Source organism: Streptomyces sp. A0642 (assembly GCF_004795105.1).
Lineage (GTDB): Bacteria > Actinomycetota > Actinomycetes > Streptomycetales > Streptomycetaceae > Streptomyces.
On the sequence record NZ_SSBL01000003.1, the window covers coordinates 481,942 to 500,529 of the forward strand.

An 18,588-nucleotide genomic window follows, 5' to 3' on the forward strand; every position below is an offset into this window, starting at 1 on the left:
CCGGCCCGAGCCCGGCGATCCGTGCTACCAGGTCGAGCTCGGCAGGCGAGACGGGAAGGTGCCGCGGCGGTCGGTGGACGAGCACGAGGAACGGAGTGGCGTCATTCCTCGGTCAGCCGCTGGATGGCCCTCAGCGCCTGACCCGCTCCGTCCTCGGCCGTCAGATGTTGCGCCGCTCTCGCGGCGGCTCGACTGTGTGCCTGCTCCTTCACTGTGTGGTGAAGCGAGTCGGCAAGCCGTTCGGCGGTGAGGGACCGGAAGGGGATCGGGTCGGTGGCGGCGCCGATGGCGGCAAGTCGCCTCGCCCAGAAGGGCTGGTCCGCCGTCACCGGGACGGTGACCGCGGGCACTCCAGCGCGCAACGCGGCCGCGGAGGTGCCGGCACCGCCATGGTGGACCACCGCGGCCAGCCGTGGAAACAGCAAGGCGTGGGGTACCTCCCCGATCGTGAATACGTCGCTCCCCTCGGCGGCCAGCCCGGCAGCGCCGGCTTGCAGGATGCCGCGCAGTCCGGCCCGGCGCAGGGCTTGCACAGCGATCCCGCTGAGCCGCTCCCCGTCACCGGACGCCATGCTCCCGAAGCCGATGAGGACGGGGCGGGGTCCGGCACGCAGGAAGTCCTCCAGATCAGCGGGCAGCCGTTCGGCCGCCTCGTGATGGGGCCACCAGTTGCCCACGACCTCCAGGCCGGGGCGCCAGTCGGAGGGACGAGGCACCAGGGCCCTGCTGAAGCCGTGCAGGATGGGCCAGTTCGCCTGTTCCTGTCGTCGACGCATCCCGGAGGCCGAGGCCGGGGGCAGGTGGAGGCGGTGGCGCAGCTTCGCGACAGCCTGTTCGTAGACGCGGTCGGCCATGCGCAGCACGAGGCGTCCGGTCGCTCGGTTGGTGAGACGGCCCAGTGAGCGGAAGCCTGTGACGACCGGCGGGAAGTCGGCGGTCGGCGTTGTGGGTTGCAGGTACACGCCGAGGCTCGGTGTGCCTGTGGCCTCGGCGAGGTGCCAGCCGAGCGGAGCCGTGGTAGCCGACAGCAGAAGCAGGTCCGTGCCGGCGTCCATCACGTCGGCGAAGCCCTGCCCCAGTTCGGTGATGAAGGCGGCGGCAGTGCGCATGAGTTCACGTTTGCCCGTGACGCCGCTACGCACCCGTGTGTCGGCGGGAAGGCTGCGGAATTCCAGGCCTGCGTCGCGTACGAGTGGCGCGAACACGTCCGTGGTGGCGAGGGTGACGTCATATCCGGCCCGGCGCAGTTCGGCGCCCAGACCCGTGTAGGGCGCGACGTCGCCGCGCGATCCGGCTGCGGCGATCAGGATCCTCATCGGTCCTCCTCGGAACCGGTACGGCCACCCGTGTGGCGGGCGGCGTTGGCGTGAACCGCCTTGCGCGTATAGGCGGCCAGGCCCGGACGTTGCTGCGACGGCGGTACGACCAGAGCGAATGCGCGCGGGTCGGCGACGAAGTCGTCCGCGATGCGCCGGTGCATGTCGGGTGGGCAGGAGGTGAACCAGCGTGCGACGTGCAAGCGGTGCTCCTCGGCGAGGTCCATGGCCCGCTCGCCGTTGCTGAGCTCTCCCTCGTCGAAGGCTTCGAGCAGCTCCGCCCGCCAGGCGGCGGCCTCGCCCATGAGCTGATGCCAGTCCTCTTTCGTGTGAGCGGCCGCGCGCGCCATCGCCTCGCGCTGTCCCTCCGAATGCGCCCACTTCAGTTCTGCCTCGGTGGCATAGCTCAGGTCGAAGGTGATTTCACCGAAGACCTCGAAGCGTTCCTCAGGAGTCAGGGGGACTCCGGTCTTCTGCACCTCTATCGCCCGTTCCGCCACCTCGGCCAGCCGTTGCAGCCTGGCGATCTCCTCACTCAGCTGCCGCTGCCGGGCCCGGAGTCGCTCCACGGCGTTCACCTGCGGATCCTTGAAGATCGCGGCGATCTCGTCGAGAGGGAAGCCGAGCTCACGGTAGAAGAGGATCTGCTGGAGACGAACCAGATCAGCCTCACTGTAGAGCCGGTATCCGGCGGGGCTGCGCTCGCCGGGCGAGAGCAGCCCCGCCTTGTCGTAGTGATGCAGTGTCCGCACCGTCACCCCGGCGAAGGCCGAGACCTGCCCCACGGAGTAGCTCATCCACCCGCCCTTTCGTCGGTACACAGCCTCAAGCCTGACGTAAGGGGAGAGTCAACTCCCGCTGGGGCGTGCTTCGGGAGGTAGCGCCGTCCGCCCGGAGGACGGGCTCGGCGGCGTCTGTTGCGTGCGATCGCAAGGCGGAGGCTCGCCCCATACTGGTGGTATCGGCGGTGATCCCGACAACGCGGCGAGCATGGGGATCTCCCTCGCTCGAGCGAAGCCGCGAGCTCGGGGAAGCGGCAGGCGTCGCCGAGCAGGCGGGACTTTCGAAGCACGCCTAAGGGCTGTCCCGCAATTCCTGGCGGGCGCACGACGACAGCCACGGCACCTCGCCGCGTTGTCGAAACGCCCGAATACATCCAGTATGCGGGCGCCTCTCCGCCTTGCGATGCACCGCATCCGACGCCGCGCGCTGATCCACCAGGAATTGCGGGACAGCCCTTAGTGGCTGGCACCGGGCCGGTGTGTTCAGGCGTTTCGACAGCGCCCCAGTGCCCGGCGCGGCTGGGCACTGTACGGTCAGCTGAGGATCTGGACTGCGTAGAGCGCGCCGATTCCGGTTGCCAGGGTGCCGAGCAGGAGCCGGAGGGACGTCTCGGGCACATGCGGCTGGAGGCGTGCCCCGAGGTATCCGCCGAGCAGGCCTCCGGCGCCGCAGGAAAGGCCCAGCAGCCAGTCGGGGGCGATATCCCCGGTGACGGCGAGGGAGAGCAGCGCGTAGGTGGCCGCGCCAACGATGGAGGTCACAAAGGTGGAAGCCAGGGCGGCGGGTGCGACGGTGGCGACCGGTGCGCCGCGGCTGACCAGGATCGGGCCGAGCAGCGAGCCGCCCCCGATTCCGTAGATCCCGCCGGCCACGCCGACGGCAAGGGCCAGCGACGTCGTCGCCCGGGGCGAAGGCTGAGCGTGGGTGCGGGACGGGGTCGGGCGTACGGTCCGCAGCCACAGCCACAGCCCGAGCGGCAGGAGCAACGCGGCTATGAGGAGGCGGAAGACGCGCGGGCCGGGAACGGCGAAGACGCGGATCACGGCGCCGACGACGACGCCAGGAACGGTTCCCGCGATCAAGAGCCGGGGCAGCGGTCCGCCAAGCTGTCCAGCCCGCCAGGGGCGCAGGAGGGCGCCCGGGCCGGCCACGACGTTGTAGAGCAGGTTCGTGGGGGTCACGGCCGGGCTGGGTACTCCCAGCACACTGACCTGGACGGGTAGCAGAAAGACCGCTCCGGAGACACCCACGGGGGCTGTGGTGACGGATATCAGGAGCCCGGCGGCGAACCCGAGCAACCCCGTCGACCACCCCACGACAATCCCCTCAGTACTTACCGACCGGCCCCCGGCACAGGTGGCGGATCAGACGCCTCTCGTTCTCGTGCACGTGGGCCCCGCGCCGATTCAACCGTCTCCCGAGACGGTGAACAACCGCCGTCCACACTCGTGAACGAAGCCAAGACGCCGACGGCCGCGCGAGCCTGTCGGCCGGACCGGGCCGAGTGCTCTGAACTCGGGACCGATCGTGATGCCCGCCGCCGTGCTCGTCGTACTCGCCGGACCGCCGGCGTGGGGCAGGACGTTGTGAACTGTTAGCGCAGGGGTGGTTCGCCGGCGGACGCCGTCCGTCCTGCGCTTCCCCAGGAGGAGGCCGTCCTGCCGGTCGGAACGAGGAGCGGAAGAGACAGGAACGTCTCCGTCGCGGACGTCCGCGGCTACGGCGCCCTCATGAGGCGGGACGCGGCACTGCCCGCCTGCGGGGCGAAGGCACCGCCCACGTGCACGACGTGCCCGGCCGGCGGCAGGGGGCACACCCGCGGAGGCCGCCCGTCGCTTCCCGCCTCGGCCGTCCCCGGCCCCTCCTTCTCCGCGGTGGTGCGGTCCTCGCCGCCGTGGTGAAGGAGGGTGTCGCTGAGCCCAGGAGCTGTCAGGCCGACGCCCCGCTGTCGATGACCAGGTCCGTGCCGACCACGGAACCGGCCAGGGGCGAGGCGAGGTAGAGCACCGCGGCCGCCACCTCTTCCGCCTCCGCCACCCGGCCGAGGGGGTTCTGCGACTTCACCCGCTCGGCACGCTCGGCCTCGGTCTCGCCCGGCCGTAGGGACATGGGGGCGGCGGAGGCGCCCGGGCTGACCGCGTTGATGCGGACGCCCTGGTGGATGTGGTCGAGGGCGGCGGCGCGGGTCAGCGCGGAGACCGCGGCCTTCGAGGTGATGTACGCGGCGAGGTTCGGGATGCGCACGTGCGCTCCCAGGTTCGAGGAGATGTTGACGATGACTCCGCCCCCGTTCTCCCTCATGTGGGCGATCTCGTGCTTCATGGCCAGCCAGACACCGGTGACGTTGGTCCGCAGCACCGCGTCCCAGTCCTCTTCGCTCACGTCCGCGGCGGGGACGGCGCCGCGGAGTATTCCGGCGTTGTTCACGGCGATGTCGAGCCCGCCGAAACGGGCGACGCCCTCGCGTACGAGGTCCCGGACCCGGCCGGAGTCGGTGACGTCGGCGGTGATGCCGGCGGCCGTGCCGCCGGCCGCCCGGATCAGACCGACCGTCTCGTCCAGGGACGCGGTGGTGCGGCCTGCGGCGATCACGGACGCGCCCTCGGCGGCGAAGGCGAGCGCGATGGCGCGGCCGAGACCGGATCCTGCGCCGGTGACGAGCACGGTCTTTCCGGTGAAGCGGTTCATCGTTCTGCAACTCCCTTGACGGGTTCAATGGCTGGCGCGGTGGTTCAGGAGGGCGGTGAGGGCGAGGGCGGAGCCCGTCGCGGCGAGGGACAGGGCGTCGCTGCCGAGCGTGAGCAGGAGGGCGAACAGGACGGTGGGGCCGAACTCCATCGCGCTGTTCAGCACACCGCCCGCAAGCCCGCTCTGCGTCGGCGGTACGCCTGCGGTGGCGAGCACGGCGGCTCCTCCGAAGGAGGCCGCTGCGCCGGCCGCCAGCAGGACGAGGCCTGGCAGCAGCCCGTACGCGTACGGGGCGTGCGCAGGGAGACCGGTGGCGGCGAGAGGCCGAGCCCGGCCGCCGCGGCGCCGAGCCCGGCGGTCGTGACGGCCCCGGGCCCGTACCGGCGGACGAGCGGCCCCGCCGCCCGGCCGGAGGCGATCAGTACGACGGCGAACGGCACGAAGGCGCCCGAGGTCCGCAGCGGGGACCAGTCGCGGGTCTGCTGGAGGTGGAGGGAGAGGAGCACGAAAGTCATCGCGGTCCCACAGGCGCTCAGCCCGATGGCGGCGAGGGCGGCCGCCCGTCGCCTGTTGAGCAGGAAACGGGCCGGCAGCAGCGGGTCGCGGGCGCGACGCTCGACGTACAGGAACGCGCCCAGCAGTACGGCCCCGCCGAGCAGGGGCACGAGCACACCGGCCGACGACCAGGGCCGGACGTCGGTGACGACGAGTCCGTAACTGCCGAGGGTGATCCCGGCGGTGGCGAGCAGGGCCCCCGGCAGGTCGAGGGCCCTGACGCGCTGCGGGGCGGTGGACGGCAGCAGCGGCGCCGCGAGGGCCAGGGCGGTGAGCGCGACCACGAGCGGCACGGCGAAGGTCCAACGCCAGGAGAGACACGACAGGATGACGCCGGAGAGCAGGTTGCCGGCGGTCGCGCCGAGCACGGAGAGACCGCCCCAGGTGGCCATGGCCTTGCCGTACGCGGCGGGGGAGGGGAAGACGCCGCGCAGCACCGCCATGGCGGCGGGCGCGACGAGGGCCGCACCGGCGCCCTGGACGAGACGGGCCGCGAGCAGGGTCCGGATTCCCGGAGCGAACGGGGCGGCGGCCGAGGCGGTTGCGAAGAGGAGGAGGCCGACGGTGAGGGCGCGCCGCCCGCCGTAGCGGTCGGCGAGGCGGCTGCCGAAGAGCAGCAGCCCGGCGAACGTCAGCCCGTACGAGGCGCTGAGCAGAATCAAGTCCGGCCGTCGTAAGCCGAGTTCGTGCCCGATGACGGGCAGGGGCACGGCGATCGAGGCGAGTGTGAAGATCAGCGTGGTCTGCACGCTGCCGAGAAGGGCGAAGGCGGCGTCGGGGTGCCGAACGACGGCGACGTGCGTGCCTTCCGTGGCGTCTCCGGGTGCGCATTCCCCAGCGCTCATGCCATCCCCTCATATTTGATCGATCGGTCCATTATCTAGTCATGGGAGAGGAGTGGCGGGACCGGTCAGGGGCCGGTCATGACGGCGTCTGCGCCCCTGAGGTCTGCACCCCGTGCTGCGTGCTTCAATCCAGCAGGGTCAGCGCCTGCTCGGCCGCGTCCCGCACCCGGGCGGCATCGCTGGACGCCTTGCCCACCACCCGTACGCCCTGCAGCAGGACGAGCAGCATGCGGGCCAGTGCGCGCGGGTCCCGGCTCCCGGGCAGCTCGCCCTGGGCCTGGGCCCGTACGAGCGCGGAGTGCAGCAGGACCTCCAGGTGTTCCCAGCTGAGCTCGACCCGGCGGGCCGCCGCGCGGTCGTGGGGGGCCAGTTCGGCGGCGGTGTTGGTGATCAGGCAGCCGTTCAGCCGACTTTCCGGCGAGGCGGCCTCCGCCGCGAACCGGCGGACCATCGTCCGCACCGCGGGCAGCGCCGGCCCCGGCTGGGACAGTTCGGTGAGCAGGTGCGGATCGCGCCCCTGGGAGTAGCGGTCCATGGCCTTCAGGTACAGCTCGTGCTTGTTGCCGAAGGTGGCGTAGATGCTGGCGCGGCCGATGCCGAGGTGTTCGACGAGATCGGCGATCGACGTCGCTTCGTATCCGCGCCGCCAGAACAGCTCAAGGGCTGACTGCAGTACGGCGTCCGGATCGAACCCCTTGGTCCTGGCCATATGGAGGACCGTAGCCTCATGCAGAACGATCGGTCAAGAATCGTTCGTGAATCCCGCTCGGCGGCCCGTATCCGTCGGCCTTGCGGCTGCCACCCCGGACCCGCTCCCACGCGTTCCCTGCGGCGCGCCGCCGCGCTCCGCCCTCATCTCCGCCCGTGCCCGGTACTCGTCCGCGAAGCCGAGGGCGAGCAGCGACAGCACCGCTGTCAGGGCGAAGGCGGCGGCCAGGGCGTTCAGCAGGCCGTAGGGGCCGCTGCCCTCCACGACGCGGCCGCCGCCCAGCAGGCAGTCGAAGCCCAGGGGGAAGTAGGACGGTTCATGGCCTGTGAGCCGGTCGAGCGTGCCGGGCGGAAGGGAGCGGCAGGGGGTGGCCGGGGAGGAACTCGCGCCCGACTCGGCTTCGTGCGCGTCCCATTGGACCAAGCCCAACCCGATCGCGTACACGATCACGGCCGCGACGGCCGCCATGCCCGCGCTCCAGCGCACGAGATCCCTGGCCCAGTGCGGTCGGCGGCCTGGGAGGGCGACCGAGATCAGCTTCACCGCGACAGCGATGGCCCAGAACGGTACGGCGAGCAGGGCGGCGTACATCAGGAGAACGAACATCGTGCGGCCGCCTTGCGGGTGTTCCGCGAGCTCCACCGACGGCGGGCCGTTCTGTGTCGGACGTCAGGCACCGCCCCGCCGGTTCCCCGCCGGGAGCTGCTCAGCCCGGGGGCCCGCGCCCACGAGAAGGCCCGCGCGCACCCGCGGCTGGTGCGGAGCAAGGCTGCCCTCGTACGGATCAGCCGTTCACCGCTGCCGCACGAGACCGTCCTCATCCACCGGCGGACGAGGAGGCAACGGCTCAGAAGGCCGAGGCGACGAGGCCGGCGAGCCAGGTGCCGTAGACCTTCAGCCGATGCGAGGTACGGCAGTACAGTCGCGGCTTACGACGCCCCGCCTGGTCCAGGCGTGCGTCGCACCACCGGCACGGCAGCTGACCGCGATACCGGCCGTCTGCTCCCAGCTCCGCTCCACTCATGAACGGGCATCCTATCCGGCTCCCGGCGCGTGTCTCAGGTACCGGCCCTTGCCGCATCACGGAAGCGAGGAGGGAGCGCGGTGCGGGCCGACAGGCTCCGGCCCGGCACCTTCGCGACGGCTTCATGGTGACCTCGGCGTCGTTGGGCGGCCCGTGCCGACCGGGCCCTGTGGGCGGGCGCAGGGGAACGCCACCCCGGGGCGGCCCTGTGCTACCTCGGGGCGATGTCCACCGGGGGCCGGTTGTGGGCGTCCGGTGCGCGGGTGCGCTCGGATTCGTCATGCACGAGCAAGGAGAGCAGCGAGGCCACGGGCAGGCCGGCTTCGGCGGGATGGCGTAGCACCTTGTCGGGATCGACGCGGTAGGTGTTGGTACGCCCCTCACGGGTGTGTGAAAGGTACCCGTCCTGCTCCAGGTCGGAGATGATCCTCGACACGGCACGCTCGGTCAGCCGGCAGTGGGCGGCTATCTCGCGGATGCGGATGTTCGGGTTGTCGGCGATGGCTGCCAGCACGCGCGCGTGGCTCGTGATGAACGTCCATCCGGTGTGGGACTCAGGTACTGCGGCCATGTCGAGCATTTTAGGCGACATCATTTGCCGGAAGCGATTTACATGACATAGTTTTCAGGTAATTGATGGCATGCTCCCGCACGGGAGAATCACAGAAGGAGCTTGAGGTGCCCTGGAACGAGGCCGCCTTGTCGACGTGCACGAGCAGCTTCAGCGGGACGCCGGCCCCGGCGCAGACCACCGCGGACGCCTCGTACGCTCCCGAGGTGCGGCAGTACGAGTACCGCGGGACCTGGGTGATCGTTGCTGCCGACGAGTACGACTTGGGCTCGATCACTCCGCTGCGTCAGGCACTGCACACCGCGGTGAGGCAGTACCCGAAGGTCGTCCTCGATGCCTCCGCCATTACCTTCGCCGACTCGACGTTCCTGAACCTGCTGATCCTGGCCCACCGGACGGGGAAGCTGCGCCTTGTCGCACCCTCCCCGCAGGTACGACGCCTCTGCGAGATCACTGGTGTCGACAGTGTCTTGGAGATCCGGCGGACGATCGAGGAAGCGGCTGCCTCGTGACCCACCGTGCTCCGGCGGCGTTCCGCAGGGCCGGAAGGTGACGCCGGGGCAGGCTCGATCGCGCCGGGCCAGGGGGGCTCTGGGCAGCGGAGCGGGCCTACGGCCGGCTGATGCCAATATCCTGAAAAACCTACCCGCGCGGCCGACCGCAGGACCCCACACCGAGAACACGCCGGCAACGGCCGAGCCCTGCGGACGAGGGCGCCGGACCGGCGAGGAGGGTTCGCCGGTCCGGCAACGTTTCGATCAGGCCGCACGCTCCCTCGGACCTGAACCCGCGAGCGGTCGGAACCCTGCGGCCGGCCCGACGGACGTACGGGGCACGCACCTGTGAGAGTGCGAGAGGGCGCCACCGCTACGGCACACCGGCGGCCCGCTACGAGACGGCTGCGGTGCTCGCAGCGATCAACACGTGGTTGTCACCCCGTCCCACGCGTCATCACGTACGTGTTCCCGCCATCGGGATCGCCGTAGAGGAAGAACAGCTCCCACTCGTGCTGGTCCCGGTCGCGGTCCACATAGAAGGACCACGAGTAGGTCGACGGTGGTTCATCAGCCGAGGCGTCCGGGGCCGTTGCGGCGGCACGGCTCTCCACTCGGGTCCGGGCAGTCAGCGCGAGTCGGACGACCTGTCCGCCCTCCACGTCAACCAGGAGCCAGGTCCCCGTGCCGGAGAGGCGCCAGCCTTCCTCGTAGTCGAAGTCGTGCCCGTCGAGTCTTTCGACAAGCGCCGTTCCGTCCTTGCGGAGCATCACGCGGGTCCCCCCGACGTTTTCCCAGCCTCCGGCGACTTCGGCCGCCGTGGCGTCGTGGACCCCTGTTCCTCCGTAGTACTGAGAAGGGCCGGCGCACGAAGTCAGAGCGGCCAGGCACACCGTCAAACCACCGAAGGCCGCCACCCACGCGCCCAGCCTGTTTCCGCCCGCCATTGGGGACCTCCCCGTCTCAGCCCACATCGGCCAACCGATAGGAGTGGGCCGTGGAGAGATACCCTGCCAGATCCGTTGAACGTGTTCAGCTCTGGGGTTGGGGAGGGGGCGCTTCCGCCCCGGTGTGTGCATCCAGCGCTGCGTGTTCGCACGGCGGTCCGACCTCTCGGCAGCGTCTCCGACGGCGCCTCCCGCGCCCAGTGGCATCATCCGGGCGACAGGGGGGCACCGTCATGCCGGCCCCGGAGGTCAGTGGTCCCCTTGCAGGACCCCGAAACCCGGCGCGGCAGGTTCGGGCGGGTGGGGGAGAGGAGTCGGTCGGCTGCCCAGACGGCCAGGGCGCAGGCGGCGAAGCCGGCGCCGAGGAGGCTGGATCCCGCCCAGCCATGGGCGGTGAAGACGGCGGTGGTGGCGGCTGCGCCGAGGGCGGAGCCGAGGGAATAGAAGACCATGTAGCTGCCGAGGGTGCTGCTGACGCGGTCCGGATGGGCCGTCGTGAGCAGGTGTTGACTGCTCACGTGCACCGCCTGGACGGCGAAGTCGAGCAGCACGATTCCGACGACGGGGATCCACAGAGACCACGGAAGTTGAGCGACGACGACCCACGCGAGGATGAGCAGGCCGAGCGCGAGACCGGTGACCGGCTCAGCCCGCCCCGCGTCGGCCCATCGGCCGGCGCGCGCCGCGCCGAGTGCGCCGGCGAGGCCGACGAAACCGAACAGTCCGATCTGGCTCTCACTCAGTTGCCAGGGTGCGTCCGCCAGCGGCAGGGACAACCCGCTCCAGAGGGTCCCGAACGAGGCGAAAAGGAAAAAGGCGATGAGGCCGCGGCTCAGGAACAGGCGTTGCCTGAACAGTGCGCCGAGCGAGGAGACGGCCTGTACGTACCCCGCGGACCGACTGCGGCGTTCCTCCGGCGGCAGTACGCGAAGGACGAGAGCGGCGAGCGACAGCGACAGTACGGCGAGCACGACGTAGACGCTGCGCCAGCCCCAGACTTCGGCGAGGGCCCCCGTGACGGCCCGCGCACCGAGGATGCCCACCACGACGCCCGAGGTCACGACGCCGATGGTGCGCCCGCGTTCGGCGGGCAGGGAGACGGACGCGGCGTAGGCGACCGTGGTCTGCACCACGACCGCGAACATCCCAGTCGCCGCGAGGCCGGAGAACGCCACCCAGGAGGCTGACGCCGACGCCGTCAGGATCATGCTCCCTGCCGTGATCGCCAGGTGCGCGCCGATGAGCCGGCGCCGGTCGACCACATCACCCAGGGGCACCAGGAGCACCAGCCCTGCCAGATAGCCCAACTGGCCGGTCGCGATGATCCAGCCGGCACGTCCCGGCGGCACTCCCAGATCCTGGCTCATCGGCGCCAGGACCGGCTGTGCGGCATAGATGCCGGCCACAGCGACACCACACACCATTGCGAGCACCAGGCGTCGCCATGCGGTCATCGGGCCTCCTTCAATCGGTTGCAAATTGCAACTGATTCGACGCTACGGCAAGATGGTTTCAATCTGCAACTCACTGGGAGGCGTCATGCCACGGACCGCCACGCGCTCTCCGAACCTGGAGTGGACCGACCCCGACTGTCCCGTCGCCCGCACCCTCGACCTCGTCGGCGACAAGTGGACCCTGCTCGTCATTCGCGACGCGATGGACGGGGCACGCTCGTTCACCGAGTTTCAGCGGCGCACCGACATCGCCCGCAACATCCTCAGCGACCGGCTGCGCAAGCTCGTCGGCCACGGGCTCCTCGCCCAGTGCACCGCGCCGTCAGGCCGTCGCCAGGAATACGTCCTCACCGACGTCGGCCGCGATCTCTTCCCCGCCATCCTCACGCTCCGGCAATGGGGAGAACGCAACACCTTCGCTCCCGGTGAGACCCACTCCACCCTCGTCGATGAGCACGGCGCACGGATTCCGGAGATCGTGCCGACCGGTGCGGACGGTGCCCCCGTCGACGCCCTCACCTCCCACGTCCGCACACCCTGAGAGGCGCGTCCCGTCCGGCCCGCTGCGCGGGATGTGAGGGGCGTACCCCCGTTCCCGGCCGCGCTGTCACCGGTGACCGGATGATGCGGTCCGCCGGGTCGGTGGAGGGGAGTCTTCGCAGCGGGATGAGGCGATCCCTCATGCACCGCGCCTCGGCCCGGGCGGGCCTCCGGCTGAGAGACGGGTCGCACACCAGGGAAATCGCGTCGGGTGCCGGGCGTCTCCCTGTGCCGAGTGGGGAAGGCTTCCCAGGGCCGCGTGCGGAAGGGAGGCAGGTTCTTTTCCGGCAACGGCCGTACGTCGCCGCCGAACCACTTGGTCGCCCGACCTTCGCCTTTTCGGCGAGCCCGTAGATACGAATGGCGATGCCTCCTTGCCATCCGCTCGGCCTCGGCGCGCTCCCACCGTGCCGACGCGTCCAGCCCGTCGGCCGGGTCCGCACCACGGTTGGGTACCTGGCTCACCGCCTCGGCGGCCCGCACGCCGGCGTGAGCCGCGTCGGAGCGACGAATTCGCAGTAGTCCTCGAAGCGACCCCCGGCCGCCGCAAGCAGCGTTTTCAGCTCCGCTGGGGCTCGCGATCGTTCGTCACGACAGCAGACCGTCCGGGGTGGCAACCGCGCCTATGCCCTGACCTGCGCAGTCAACCCGGCCCGCCGTGATCGCCTCCATCCGGTCGGCTTCCTGTTGCTCGGCAGGTCGGCGTGGGGAAACCACGTCGTCCATCTCAGCTGGCGACGGAACGGCCGGCGGTGGCGGTCGCGGCGTCCGGATGGATCGTGAAGACCTGGTCCAGGCCGACAATGCCCAGGATGCGGGCGGTGGTGGCTGGGACCGCGGCCAGGGCTATACCGCCGCCATGCGCGATGGCCCAACTTCTGGCAGAGAGCAGCGCGCTGATCCCGCTGGAGTCGCAGAAGTCCAGGCCGGCCAGGTCCAGGACCAGCAATTGCCCCGCAGCAAAAGGCAGGCCGTCCATGGATGCGCGCAGTTCGGGCGCCGTGGCGTGGTCGAGGTCACCGATAATCGCCAGGACGGGACCGGTGTCGGCGTCTCGGGTGGTGATCGTTAGTGGGCTCATGTCAGGTCTTCGCTCGCGGGGGTGGGAAGGGAGGCGGGCACGCCGAGGGCGAGCAGCGCGGTGTCGTCGTCGAGTCCGTCGCCGAAGGAGGCGAGCAGCCCGCTCAGGGCGGTGATCAGAGCCTTGGGGCCCGTCGGCGGCTGGGCGACGGTGAAGGCGCGCAGGGCGTCCTCGCCGTACAGCTCACGATCGGGTCCGATCCTGGCCTCGGTCAGGCCGTCCGTGTACAGGAGCAGGGTGTCGCCGGGCAGCAGGTCGACACGGGCGGCGGTGAACGGGGCCTGGGGCAGGACGCCGACGAGCAGCCCGCCGGGGGTGGGGAGGTAGTCGGCGCTGCCGTCGGCGCGCTGGATCAGCGCCGAGGGATGACCGCCGGAAGCCAGGTGCAGGCCGACGGTGCCGCCATCGGTGGGTTGGAGGACGCCGAATATGGCGGTGCAGTAGCGGCCCTCACCGCTGGCGTACCGGTCGTGCAGCACCGTGTTCAAGGTGGTCAGCACGCTGATGGGGTCGGCGTCGTGCAGGGCGGCGGCGCGCAGGGTGTAGCGGGCCAGAGAGGTGATCGCGGCGGCCTGGGGGCCCTTGCCGCACACGTCCCCGAGGAAGAACGCCCACCGGCCGCCCTCCAGGGGGAACAGGTCGTAGAAGTCTCCGCCCAGCAGATCGGGGGATGCCGTGTGGTAGTAGGAGCCGGCCTCGATCCCCGGTACCTCGGGCAGTGCGGCGGGCAGCAGGCTCTGCTGGAGGACGGCGAAAGCCTCCTGGAGCCGGGAGCGGTCGGCTTCGGCCTGCCGACGGGCTTCCTCGGCCGCCTGCCGGCTGCGCAACAGTTCCTTCTCGTAGGCGCGGCGGTCGCGGGCGTCGAAGACGGTGGTACGGATCAGCAGGGGCTCGCCGTCCTCGCTGGACTTCACCTTCGAGGTGACCAGCACCGGCATTCGCTGCTTGCCGGCTGCCTTGATGTCCATGGCGATGCCGCTGACCTCGCCCTTCATCTGCAAGAGCGGCGCGAAGTGCGTCTCGTGGTACAGCTTGCCGCCCACGGTCAGCAGGTCGGCGAACCGCATCCGCCCCACCACCCGGGACCGTTCCAGGCCCAGCCAGTCCAGCAGGGTGGTGTTGATCTTGGCGATGGTGCCGTCCATCAGCGTCGACAGGTACCCGCAGGGGGCCTGCTCGTACAGCTCCTCGGTACTGTCCTCCAGCAGCGAGGTGAACACCGCGTCTGTGGCGTCCGCGTCCTGCTCCCCACCCGGCTCGGGCACCGACTGGTCGGTGCGGCACATCATCAGGCCGCTCCGACGAAGTCCGCGATCGCCGCCGTGGTGGCCTGCGGGGCGCTCAGCTGCGGGCAGTGCCCCGTCGCCTCCAGGGTCACCAGCCGGCTGCCGGGAATGGTGTCGCGGACGTAGGCGCCGACCTCGCGGGGGGCGATCACGTCCTGCCGGCACTCCAGGATCAGCGTCGGCACCGTGACCGTCTTCAGGTCCTCGCGGCTGTCGGACAGGAATGTCGTGCGGGCGAAGACGCGGGCCATGTCCGGGTCGGTCGCACAGAACGAGGTGGTGAGCTCCTGGCCGAGTTCCGGCCGGTCCGCGTTGCCCATGATGACCGGCGCCATCGCCGCAGACCACCCCAGGTAGTTCGACTCCAGCGATTCCAGCAGCTCGTCGATGTCCTCGGCGCTGAACCCGCCCCGGTAACCCTCGTCGTCGATGTAGCAGGGCGAGGGAGCGACCATCACCAGCCGGGACAGCCGCTCCGGGGCCTTCGCCGCCGCGAGCACCCCGACCATCGCGCTGACCGAATGCCCCACGAACGCGACGTCCCGCAGATCCAGCTCCTCGCAGATCTCCAGCACATCCTGTGCGTAGCCCTCCAGGGAGCTGTACCGCCGCTCGTCCCAGGAGGACGAGTCCGCCCGGCCCGAGCCCACGTAGTCGAAGAGCACCACCCGGTAGCTCTCGGCAAGCGTGGGAACCACCAGGCGCCACATGTTCTGGTCACAGCCGAACCCATGGGCCAGCAGGAGCACTGGCCCGTCCGCACGGCCGGTGACGGTGACGTTGTTCCTGCGACGGGTATCCATACCCGCCAGTTTCCCATCCCCCCGCGCCACCTCACGCAGGGCCCCCGGTGCCTCGGTGCCCCCACGGCAGGTCCCCGGCGTCCGGGGCTGCCGGTCAGGATGCGGTGCATGGACGCCCGTGTGCGATCGCCTTCCTCGGGTGCGGGGCTCACGCGAAGGGCTCCTGAGCCGTGCTGGCACGGCCTGCGAGGTTTCCTCCCGGCACGGGCCGTGGTGCACCGGAAGGGAGCGCTGCGGATCGTCGTCCCTCCTCGCAGGTGCGACGCCTCTGCGAGATCACGGGGGTCCACGGCGTCGTGGAGCGGAACCCGTGACCGTCGCCCGCGCGATGCACGCCGAGGAAAGGGCCGCCGGCCAGGTGGCCGTCCTGGGCCAGTTGCTGGCAGTGGTCAAACCGCTCCCGCCCTCGCGGCCGTGTGAGTCAGGGGCGGCGTGCGAGGAATACGAACTCACCGCCTGGCCGGTCAGGCGCATCGCGCACCTCTTCCACCACGTAGCCGCGGGCGACCAGGTCCGCGTCGATCTCGTCGCGCTCCCGGAAGCGCAGCGTCGAATCAGAGGTCAGCACCTGTCCGTCCGCTGCGAAGGCGTAGGTCCAGCGAAAGGCCACCAGGGGCCAACTCACGTCGATCAGCTGGACCCAGCTCTCGACGGAGCCGAGACCCGGGATGTCCGTCACACGGTAGGAGTTCTCGCGGGTCCACTCTTCCCAGACGCGTCCGGCCGGATCACGGGTCTCGAAGACCAGGTGCCCGCCGGACCGTAGTGCCTCGTAGGCGGCCCGCAGTGTCTTCTGCCAGGTCTCCGGATCTGCGATGGCCTGGGCGACATTCGCCGTCATCGTCGCGAGGTCGACGTGCAGTGGCGGGAGGGCTGCCGCGTCACCGCAGATCCAATGCACTCGTTCGCTGCCCGGTTTGGACCGGGCGACGTCGACGGACGCCTGGGCGGGATCAATGCCGACGACCTCGATACCGCGGTCGGCCAGGAGCAGTGCGAATACCCCGGTGCCGCAGCCGATGTCCAGAACGCGGCGCGCCTCGAGCGTTTCCGCCATCTGTAGGTAGGCATCGAGATCACTGCGGTCGGGGTCGAGTGGATCGTAGAGCGCAGCGAGTCGGGGATGCCCGAAGCAGTCGTCAGCCATGCCGCCGAACGTATGCAGAGCCGACCTCGAAGAGCTATTGAGTTTCGCCGGACACCCCCGGCACGGGCTCCGCGGGACGGTCAGTCACAGAGGGCTCGCCAGGATCATGCGGACCTTCGAGACGCAGGAGACGGGGTTGCGCCGTCGGCACCACACCACCGTCCCCGACCCGGCCGTAGCTCAACGAGCGGTCGTGCCGAAGCTGAAGCGCGATTGCGGCCCCCGCTGACGTGGCAACTTGCCCAGGGCCCCAGGAGGGAGCCGGCTTCTCGGAGCCGTGCCCTCGATCAGCGCCCCGTGCCCGGCGATCCGGCCCGGCAGGGTACGCGGTGGTCGGCGCGCGGGGGCCTGCCAGATGCCCGGGGAAACCCGGTGGCGGTGTTCTTGTGTGCGCCCGGGGGCGGTGCCGACTGCGAGGACCGATGGCTGCGGGCGGGCGGGCCGGCGTACGGGACGGGACGGTTTTGGCTGCCTGTCGTGAAAATCAGGGTGAGTATTCGGGGAAAGATCACAACTGTGCCTCCACATGACGCTGAACGCGGAACGAAGATAAAATGAGAGTGGTCGTCACACCCTCCGAGTGCGTTGCCGCTTCACGGGAGCAGCCATGACCGACGTGGTTTTTGCCAACAGCGAGAATCCGATAACCCCGAGCATATCGATCATCCATGATGATGAATCCTTCCGGGTCGAATGGGTGGCGCTCAACGTCAGCGCCCAGGACCTCCCGTCCTTCGTCGACCGTCTGCTCGTAGAGAGGATCCCGGAAGGCTGCCCCGGATCCGACGATGTCTCACACGAGGCCGTCTTCGACAGCGACGTGGACGGGGACCCGGATGACTTCACCGAACCGGATCTGCTCGCAGGCGAGACCGGCCCGCTGATGGAGCCGCAGGTGGGGCCGTTTCCGGTCGGGGACTATCGACTCACCGTGACGTTGGCCAACGACCTGGGAGTGGGGCACACGACATTCCACTGCGTTCCCGTGGTGGCCGCAGTCTGAGCCGGCGGTGCGGCGCGGACAGAGGCAGTGGCCAGAGCGGAACCGGACGACCGATCCGGTGATCCGGCAAACCGCACGAGCCGAGGAGGGATCATGCCGTACGGCGGAGCAGCCGCAGGCCCCACGTGTCCGGGAGCGGCGACGGCGGACACCAACGTATCGCTGAGCAGTTCCCATTGGTACGAAATTGTCAATGACACGGACGACCCGATCATCGTGGAAATCGTCTGTGAATTGTCCGATTCAGAAGGACATACCGCGTCCGAGGTGCGCCGTGAGTCGATAGGGCCGCAGAGCGACACGACCGCCACGCAGCAGTGCTATCTCGTTGCCGCTTATCCCTTGCCGGGCCCGGTGACCGTCACGGCAACCACGACTCTGTCGGGCGATGTCTCGACGAGTGGGTCCAACGTGTGCATCTTCAGCGTTTCGGAGGATGCCCTGTCCACGAGGTCTCCCTCAGGGTGAACGCGGGGGGTCCGCGGCTCTTCCGTCGTGCGAGGCGGAAGGCGTGGCCCAGGAATCATCGTCCTGCCTCTGTGAACGGCCTGCGCGAGGCGCTCGCTGGGGCTCGGGTCCGACCCCTGGGACGGGTTCTCCCGCGCCGCCTGCCGTCGGCTCTTCGACGGCATTGCCCTGTCCGGCCCCAAGCCGCTCGGGGCCGATGTCGACTCCGACCCGGTGGTGCCCGTGGCCGGAGCGCCCGCGGAGGCTGACCCCGGACAGATCAAAGCGTCGCGAGCAGCGTCGCGACGGCTGCGCGTGCATGGCGGGCCGCGGCTGGGTCGCCACTGATGCCCGCTGTCACGATGGCTCCTTCGGCCAGCAGGAAGACCGGTTCGGTCACCGGCAGCCCGGTGGCGTGGACCCACACCGCGATCTGATCGCGGAACGCCTGCTTGTGCGCCCGGACTTCGGCCAACACCGCCTCGGACGACGGGCCGAACTCGCCGTACGCGTTGATCCAGGCGCAGCCGCGGAAGCCGGGTTCCGCGAACCATCCGGAAAGCCAGTCGAAGATCGCGAGTACGCGCTCGCGAGGATCCGGAACCTGCTCCACATGAGAGGCCAGGTTCCCCCTCCATCGCTGGTCGCGACGTTTGAGCATGGCCACCACCAGGTCTTCCTTCGCGGAGAAGAACCGGTAGATCCGCTTCAGTGGCAGCCCGGATGCCGCACGAATCTCGTCCATCCCGACTGCCTGGATGCCTCGTGCGTAGAAAAGTCTCTCCGCTGTGTCGAGCAGCGCTTCGCGGTCCAGACGATTCTGCTCGTCGGTGATCGGGGCTGGCATCCGGGACTCCTTGACGTGAGAACGCTCGTTCCCTACCTTAGGCTCCAC

20 protein-coding genes are annotated in these 18,588 nt (G+C 70.1%); 3 read left to right on the plus strand and 17 right to left on the minus strand.

The window, feature by feature from the left end:
• Positions 1-101: 101 nt before the first annotated feature.
• The 10 genes from E6R60_RS09140 to E6R60_RS09180 form a co-directional block, all read right to left on the minus strand.
• Entirely contained in the window at positions 102-1,316 is a 1,215-nt protein-coding gene (locus E6R60_RS09140; RefSeq protein ID WP_136325928.1) for a glycosyltransferase, read from the minus strand.
• Entirely contained in the window at positions 1,313-2,113 is an 801-nt protein-coding gene (locus tag E6R60_RS09145) for a MerR family transcriptional regulator (protein WP_136325929.1), read from the minus strand. The genes E6R60_RS09140 and E6R60_RS09145 overlap by 4 nt, the downstream gene beginning before the upstream one ends.
• A 519-nt stretch (positions 2,114-2,632) precedes the next feature.
• Positions 2,633-3,415 carry a sulfite exporter TauE/SafE family protein gene (locus E6R60_RS09150; RefSeq protein WP_136325930.1) on the minus strand — a complete coding sequence of 261 codons (783 nt, stop codon included), beginning with the start codon at positions 3,413-3,415 and terminating at the stop codon, positions 2,633-2,635.
• A gap of 613 nt (positions 3,416-4,028) precedes the next feature.
• Positions 4,029-4,787 carry an SDR family oxidoreductase gene (locus E6R60_RS09155; protein ID WP_136325931.1) on the minus strand — a complete coding sequence of 253 codons (759 nt, stop codon included), beginning with the start codon at positions 4,785-4,787 and terminating at the stop codon, positions 4,029-4,031.
• Between the two features lie 24 nt (positions 4,788-4,811).
• The gene (locus tag E6R60_RS37260) at positions 4,812-5,003 is read right to left on the minus strand and encodes a hypothetical protein (protein WP_240802465.1); all 192 of its coding nucleotides are present in this window, start codon (positions 5,001-5,003) and stop codon (positions 4,812-4,814) included.
• Entirely contained in the window at positions 4,946-6,187 is a 1,242-nt protein-coding gene (locus E6R60_RS09160; protein ID WP_240802466.1) for an MFS transporter, read from the minus strand. The genes E6R60_RS37260 and E6R60_RS09160 overlap by 58 nt, the downstream gene beginning before the upstream one ends.
• A gap of 124 nt (positions 6,188-6,311) precedes the next feature.
• Positions 6,312-6,896 (minus strand): TetR/AcrR family transcriptional regulator, encoded by a 585-nt coding sequence (locus E6R60_RS09165; protein ID WP_136325932.1) that lies wholly within the window; start codon positions 6,894-6,896, stop codon positions 6,312-6,314.
• 33 nt (positions 6,897-6,929) lie between these two features.
• Complete coding sequence (locus E6R60_RS09170) at positions 6,930-7,502, minus strand: hypothetical protein (protein WP_136325933.1); 573 nt, start codon at positions 7,500-7,502, stop codon at positions 6,930-6,932.
• A 241-nt stretch (positions 7,503-7,743) separates the two neighbouring features.
• Positions 7,744-7,920 (minus strand): hypothetical protein, encoded by a 177-nt coding sequence (locus E6R60_RS36620; protein ID WP_168713566.1) that lies wholly within the window; start codon positions 7,918-7,920, stop codon positions 7,744-7,746.
• A 211-nt stretch (positions 7,921-8,131) separates the two neighbouring features.
• Positions 8,132-8,491 carry a helix-turn-helix domain-containing protein gene (locus tag E6R60_RS09180; protein WP_168713567.1) on the minus strand — a complete coding sequence of 120 codons (360 nt, stop codon included), beginning with the start codon at positions 8,489-8,491 and terminating at the stop codon, positions 8,132-8,134.
• Positions 8,492-8,598: 107 nt separating this feature from the next.
• Between E6R60_RS09180 and E6R60_RS09185 the strand changes: the two genes are divergently transcribed.
• Entirely contained in the window at positions 8,599-9,003 is a 405-nt protein-coding gene (locus E6R60_RS09185; protein ID WP_346766064.1) for an STAS domain-containing protein, read from the plus strand.
• A 419-nt stretch (positions 9,004-9,422) separates the two neighbouring features.
• Here E6R60_RS09185 and E6R60_RS09190 read toward each other — a convergent pair whose 3' ends face one another.
• Positions 9,423-9,758 (minus strand): hypothetical protein, encoded by a 336-nt coding sequence (locus E6R60_RS09190; RefSeq protein WP_240802467.1) that lies wholly within the window; start codon positions 9,756-9,758, stop codon positions 9,423-9,425.
• Between the two features lie 380 nt (positions 9,759-10,138).
• Complete coding sequence (locus E6R60_RS09195) at positions 10,139-11,386, minus strand: MFS transporter (protein ID WP_136325937.1); 1,248 nt, start codon at positions 11,384-11,386, stop codon at positions 10,139-10,141.
• 85 nt (positions 11,387-11,471) lie between these two features.
• On the opposite strand from E6R60_RS09195, the gene E6R60_RS09200 reads away from it, so the two are divergent.
• Complete coding sequence (locus E6R60_RS09200; protein ID WP_136325938.1) at positions 11,472-11,927, plus strand: helix-turn-helix domain-containing protein; 456 nt, start codon at positions 11,472-11,474, stop codon at positions 11,925-11,927.
• A gap of 726 nt (positions 11,928-12,653) precedes the next feature.
• On the opposite strand, the gene E6R60_RS09205 is transcribed toward E6R60_RS09200, so the two are convergent.
• From E6R60_RS09205 to E6R60_RS09220, 4 genes are all read right to left on the minus strand, one after another.
• Positions 12,654-13,007: an STAS domain-containing protein gene (locus E6R60_RS09205; RefSeq protein WP_136325939.1), complete on the minus strand. Its 354-nt coding sequence runs from the start codon at positions 13,005-13,007 to the stop codon at positions 12,654-12,656.
• Positions 13,004-14,293: a SpoIIE family protein phosphatase gene (locus E6R60_RS09210; RefSeq protein ID WP_136326033.1), complete on the minus strand. Its 1,290-nt coding sequence runs from the start codon at positions 14,291-14,293 to the stop codon at positions 13,004-13,006. The genes E6R60_RS09205 and E6R60_RS09210 overlap by 4 nt, the downstream gene beginning before the upstream one ends.
• 2 nt (positions 14,294-14,295) lie before the next feature.
• Positions 14,296-15,096 carry an alpha/beta hydrolase gene (locus E6R60_RS09215; protein WP_136325940.1) on the minus strand — a complete coding sequence of 267 codons (801 nt, stop codon included), beginning with the start codon at positions 15,094-15,096 and terminating at the stop codon, positions 14,296-14,298.
• Positions 15,097-15,517: 421 nt separating this feature from the next.
• On the minus strand, positions 15,518-16,243 hold the full coding sequence (locus tag E6R60_RS09220; protein ID WP_136325941.1) for a class I SAM-dependent methyltransferase: 726 nt from the start codon (positions 16,241-16,243) through the stop codon (positions 15,518-15,520).
• Between the two features lie 607 nt (positions 16,244-16,850).
• Here E6R60_RS09220 and E6R60_RS09225 point away from each other — a divergent pair.
• Complete coding sequence (locus E6R60_RS09225; RefSeq protein WP_136325942.1) at positions 16,851-17,246, plus strand: hypothetical protein; 396 nt, start codon at positions 16,851-16,853, stop codon at positions 17,244-17,246.
• A gap of 727 nt (positions 17,247-17,973) precedes the next feature.
• Here E6R60_RS09225 and E6R60_RS09230 read toward each other — a convergent pair.
• Positions 17,974-18,540, minus strand: a complete 567-nt coding sequence (locus tag E6R60_RS09230; RefSeq protein WP_136325943.1) for a TetR/AcrR family transcriptional regulator — start codon at positions 18,538-18,540, stop codon at positions 17,974-17,976.
• Positions 18,541-18,588: the final 48 nt, after the last annotated feature.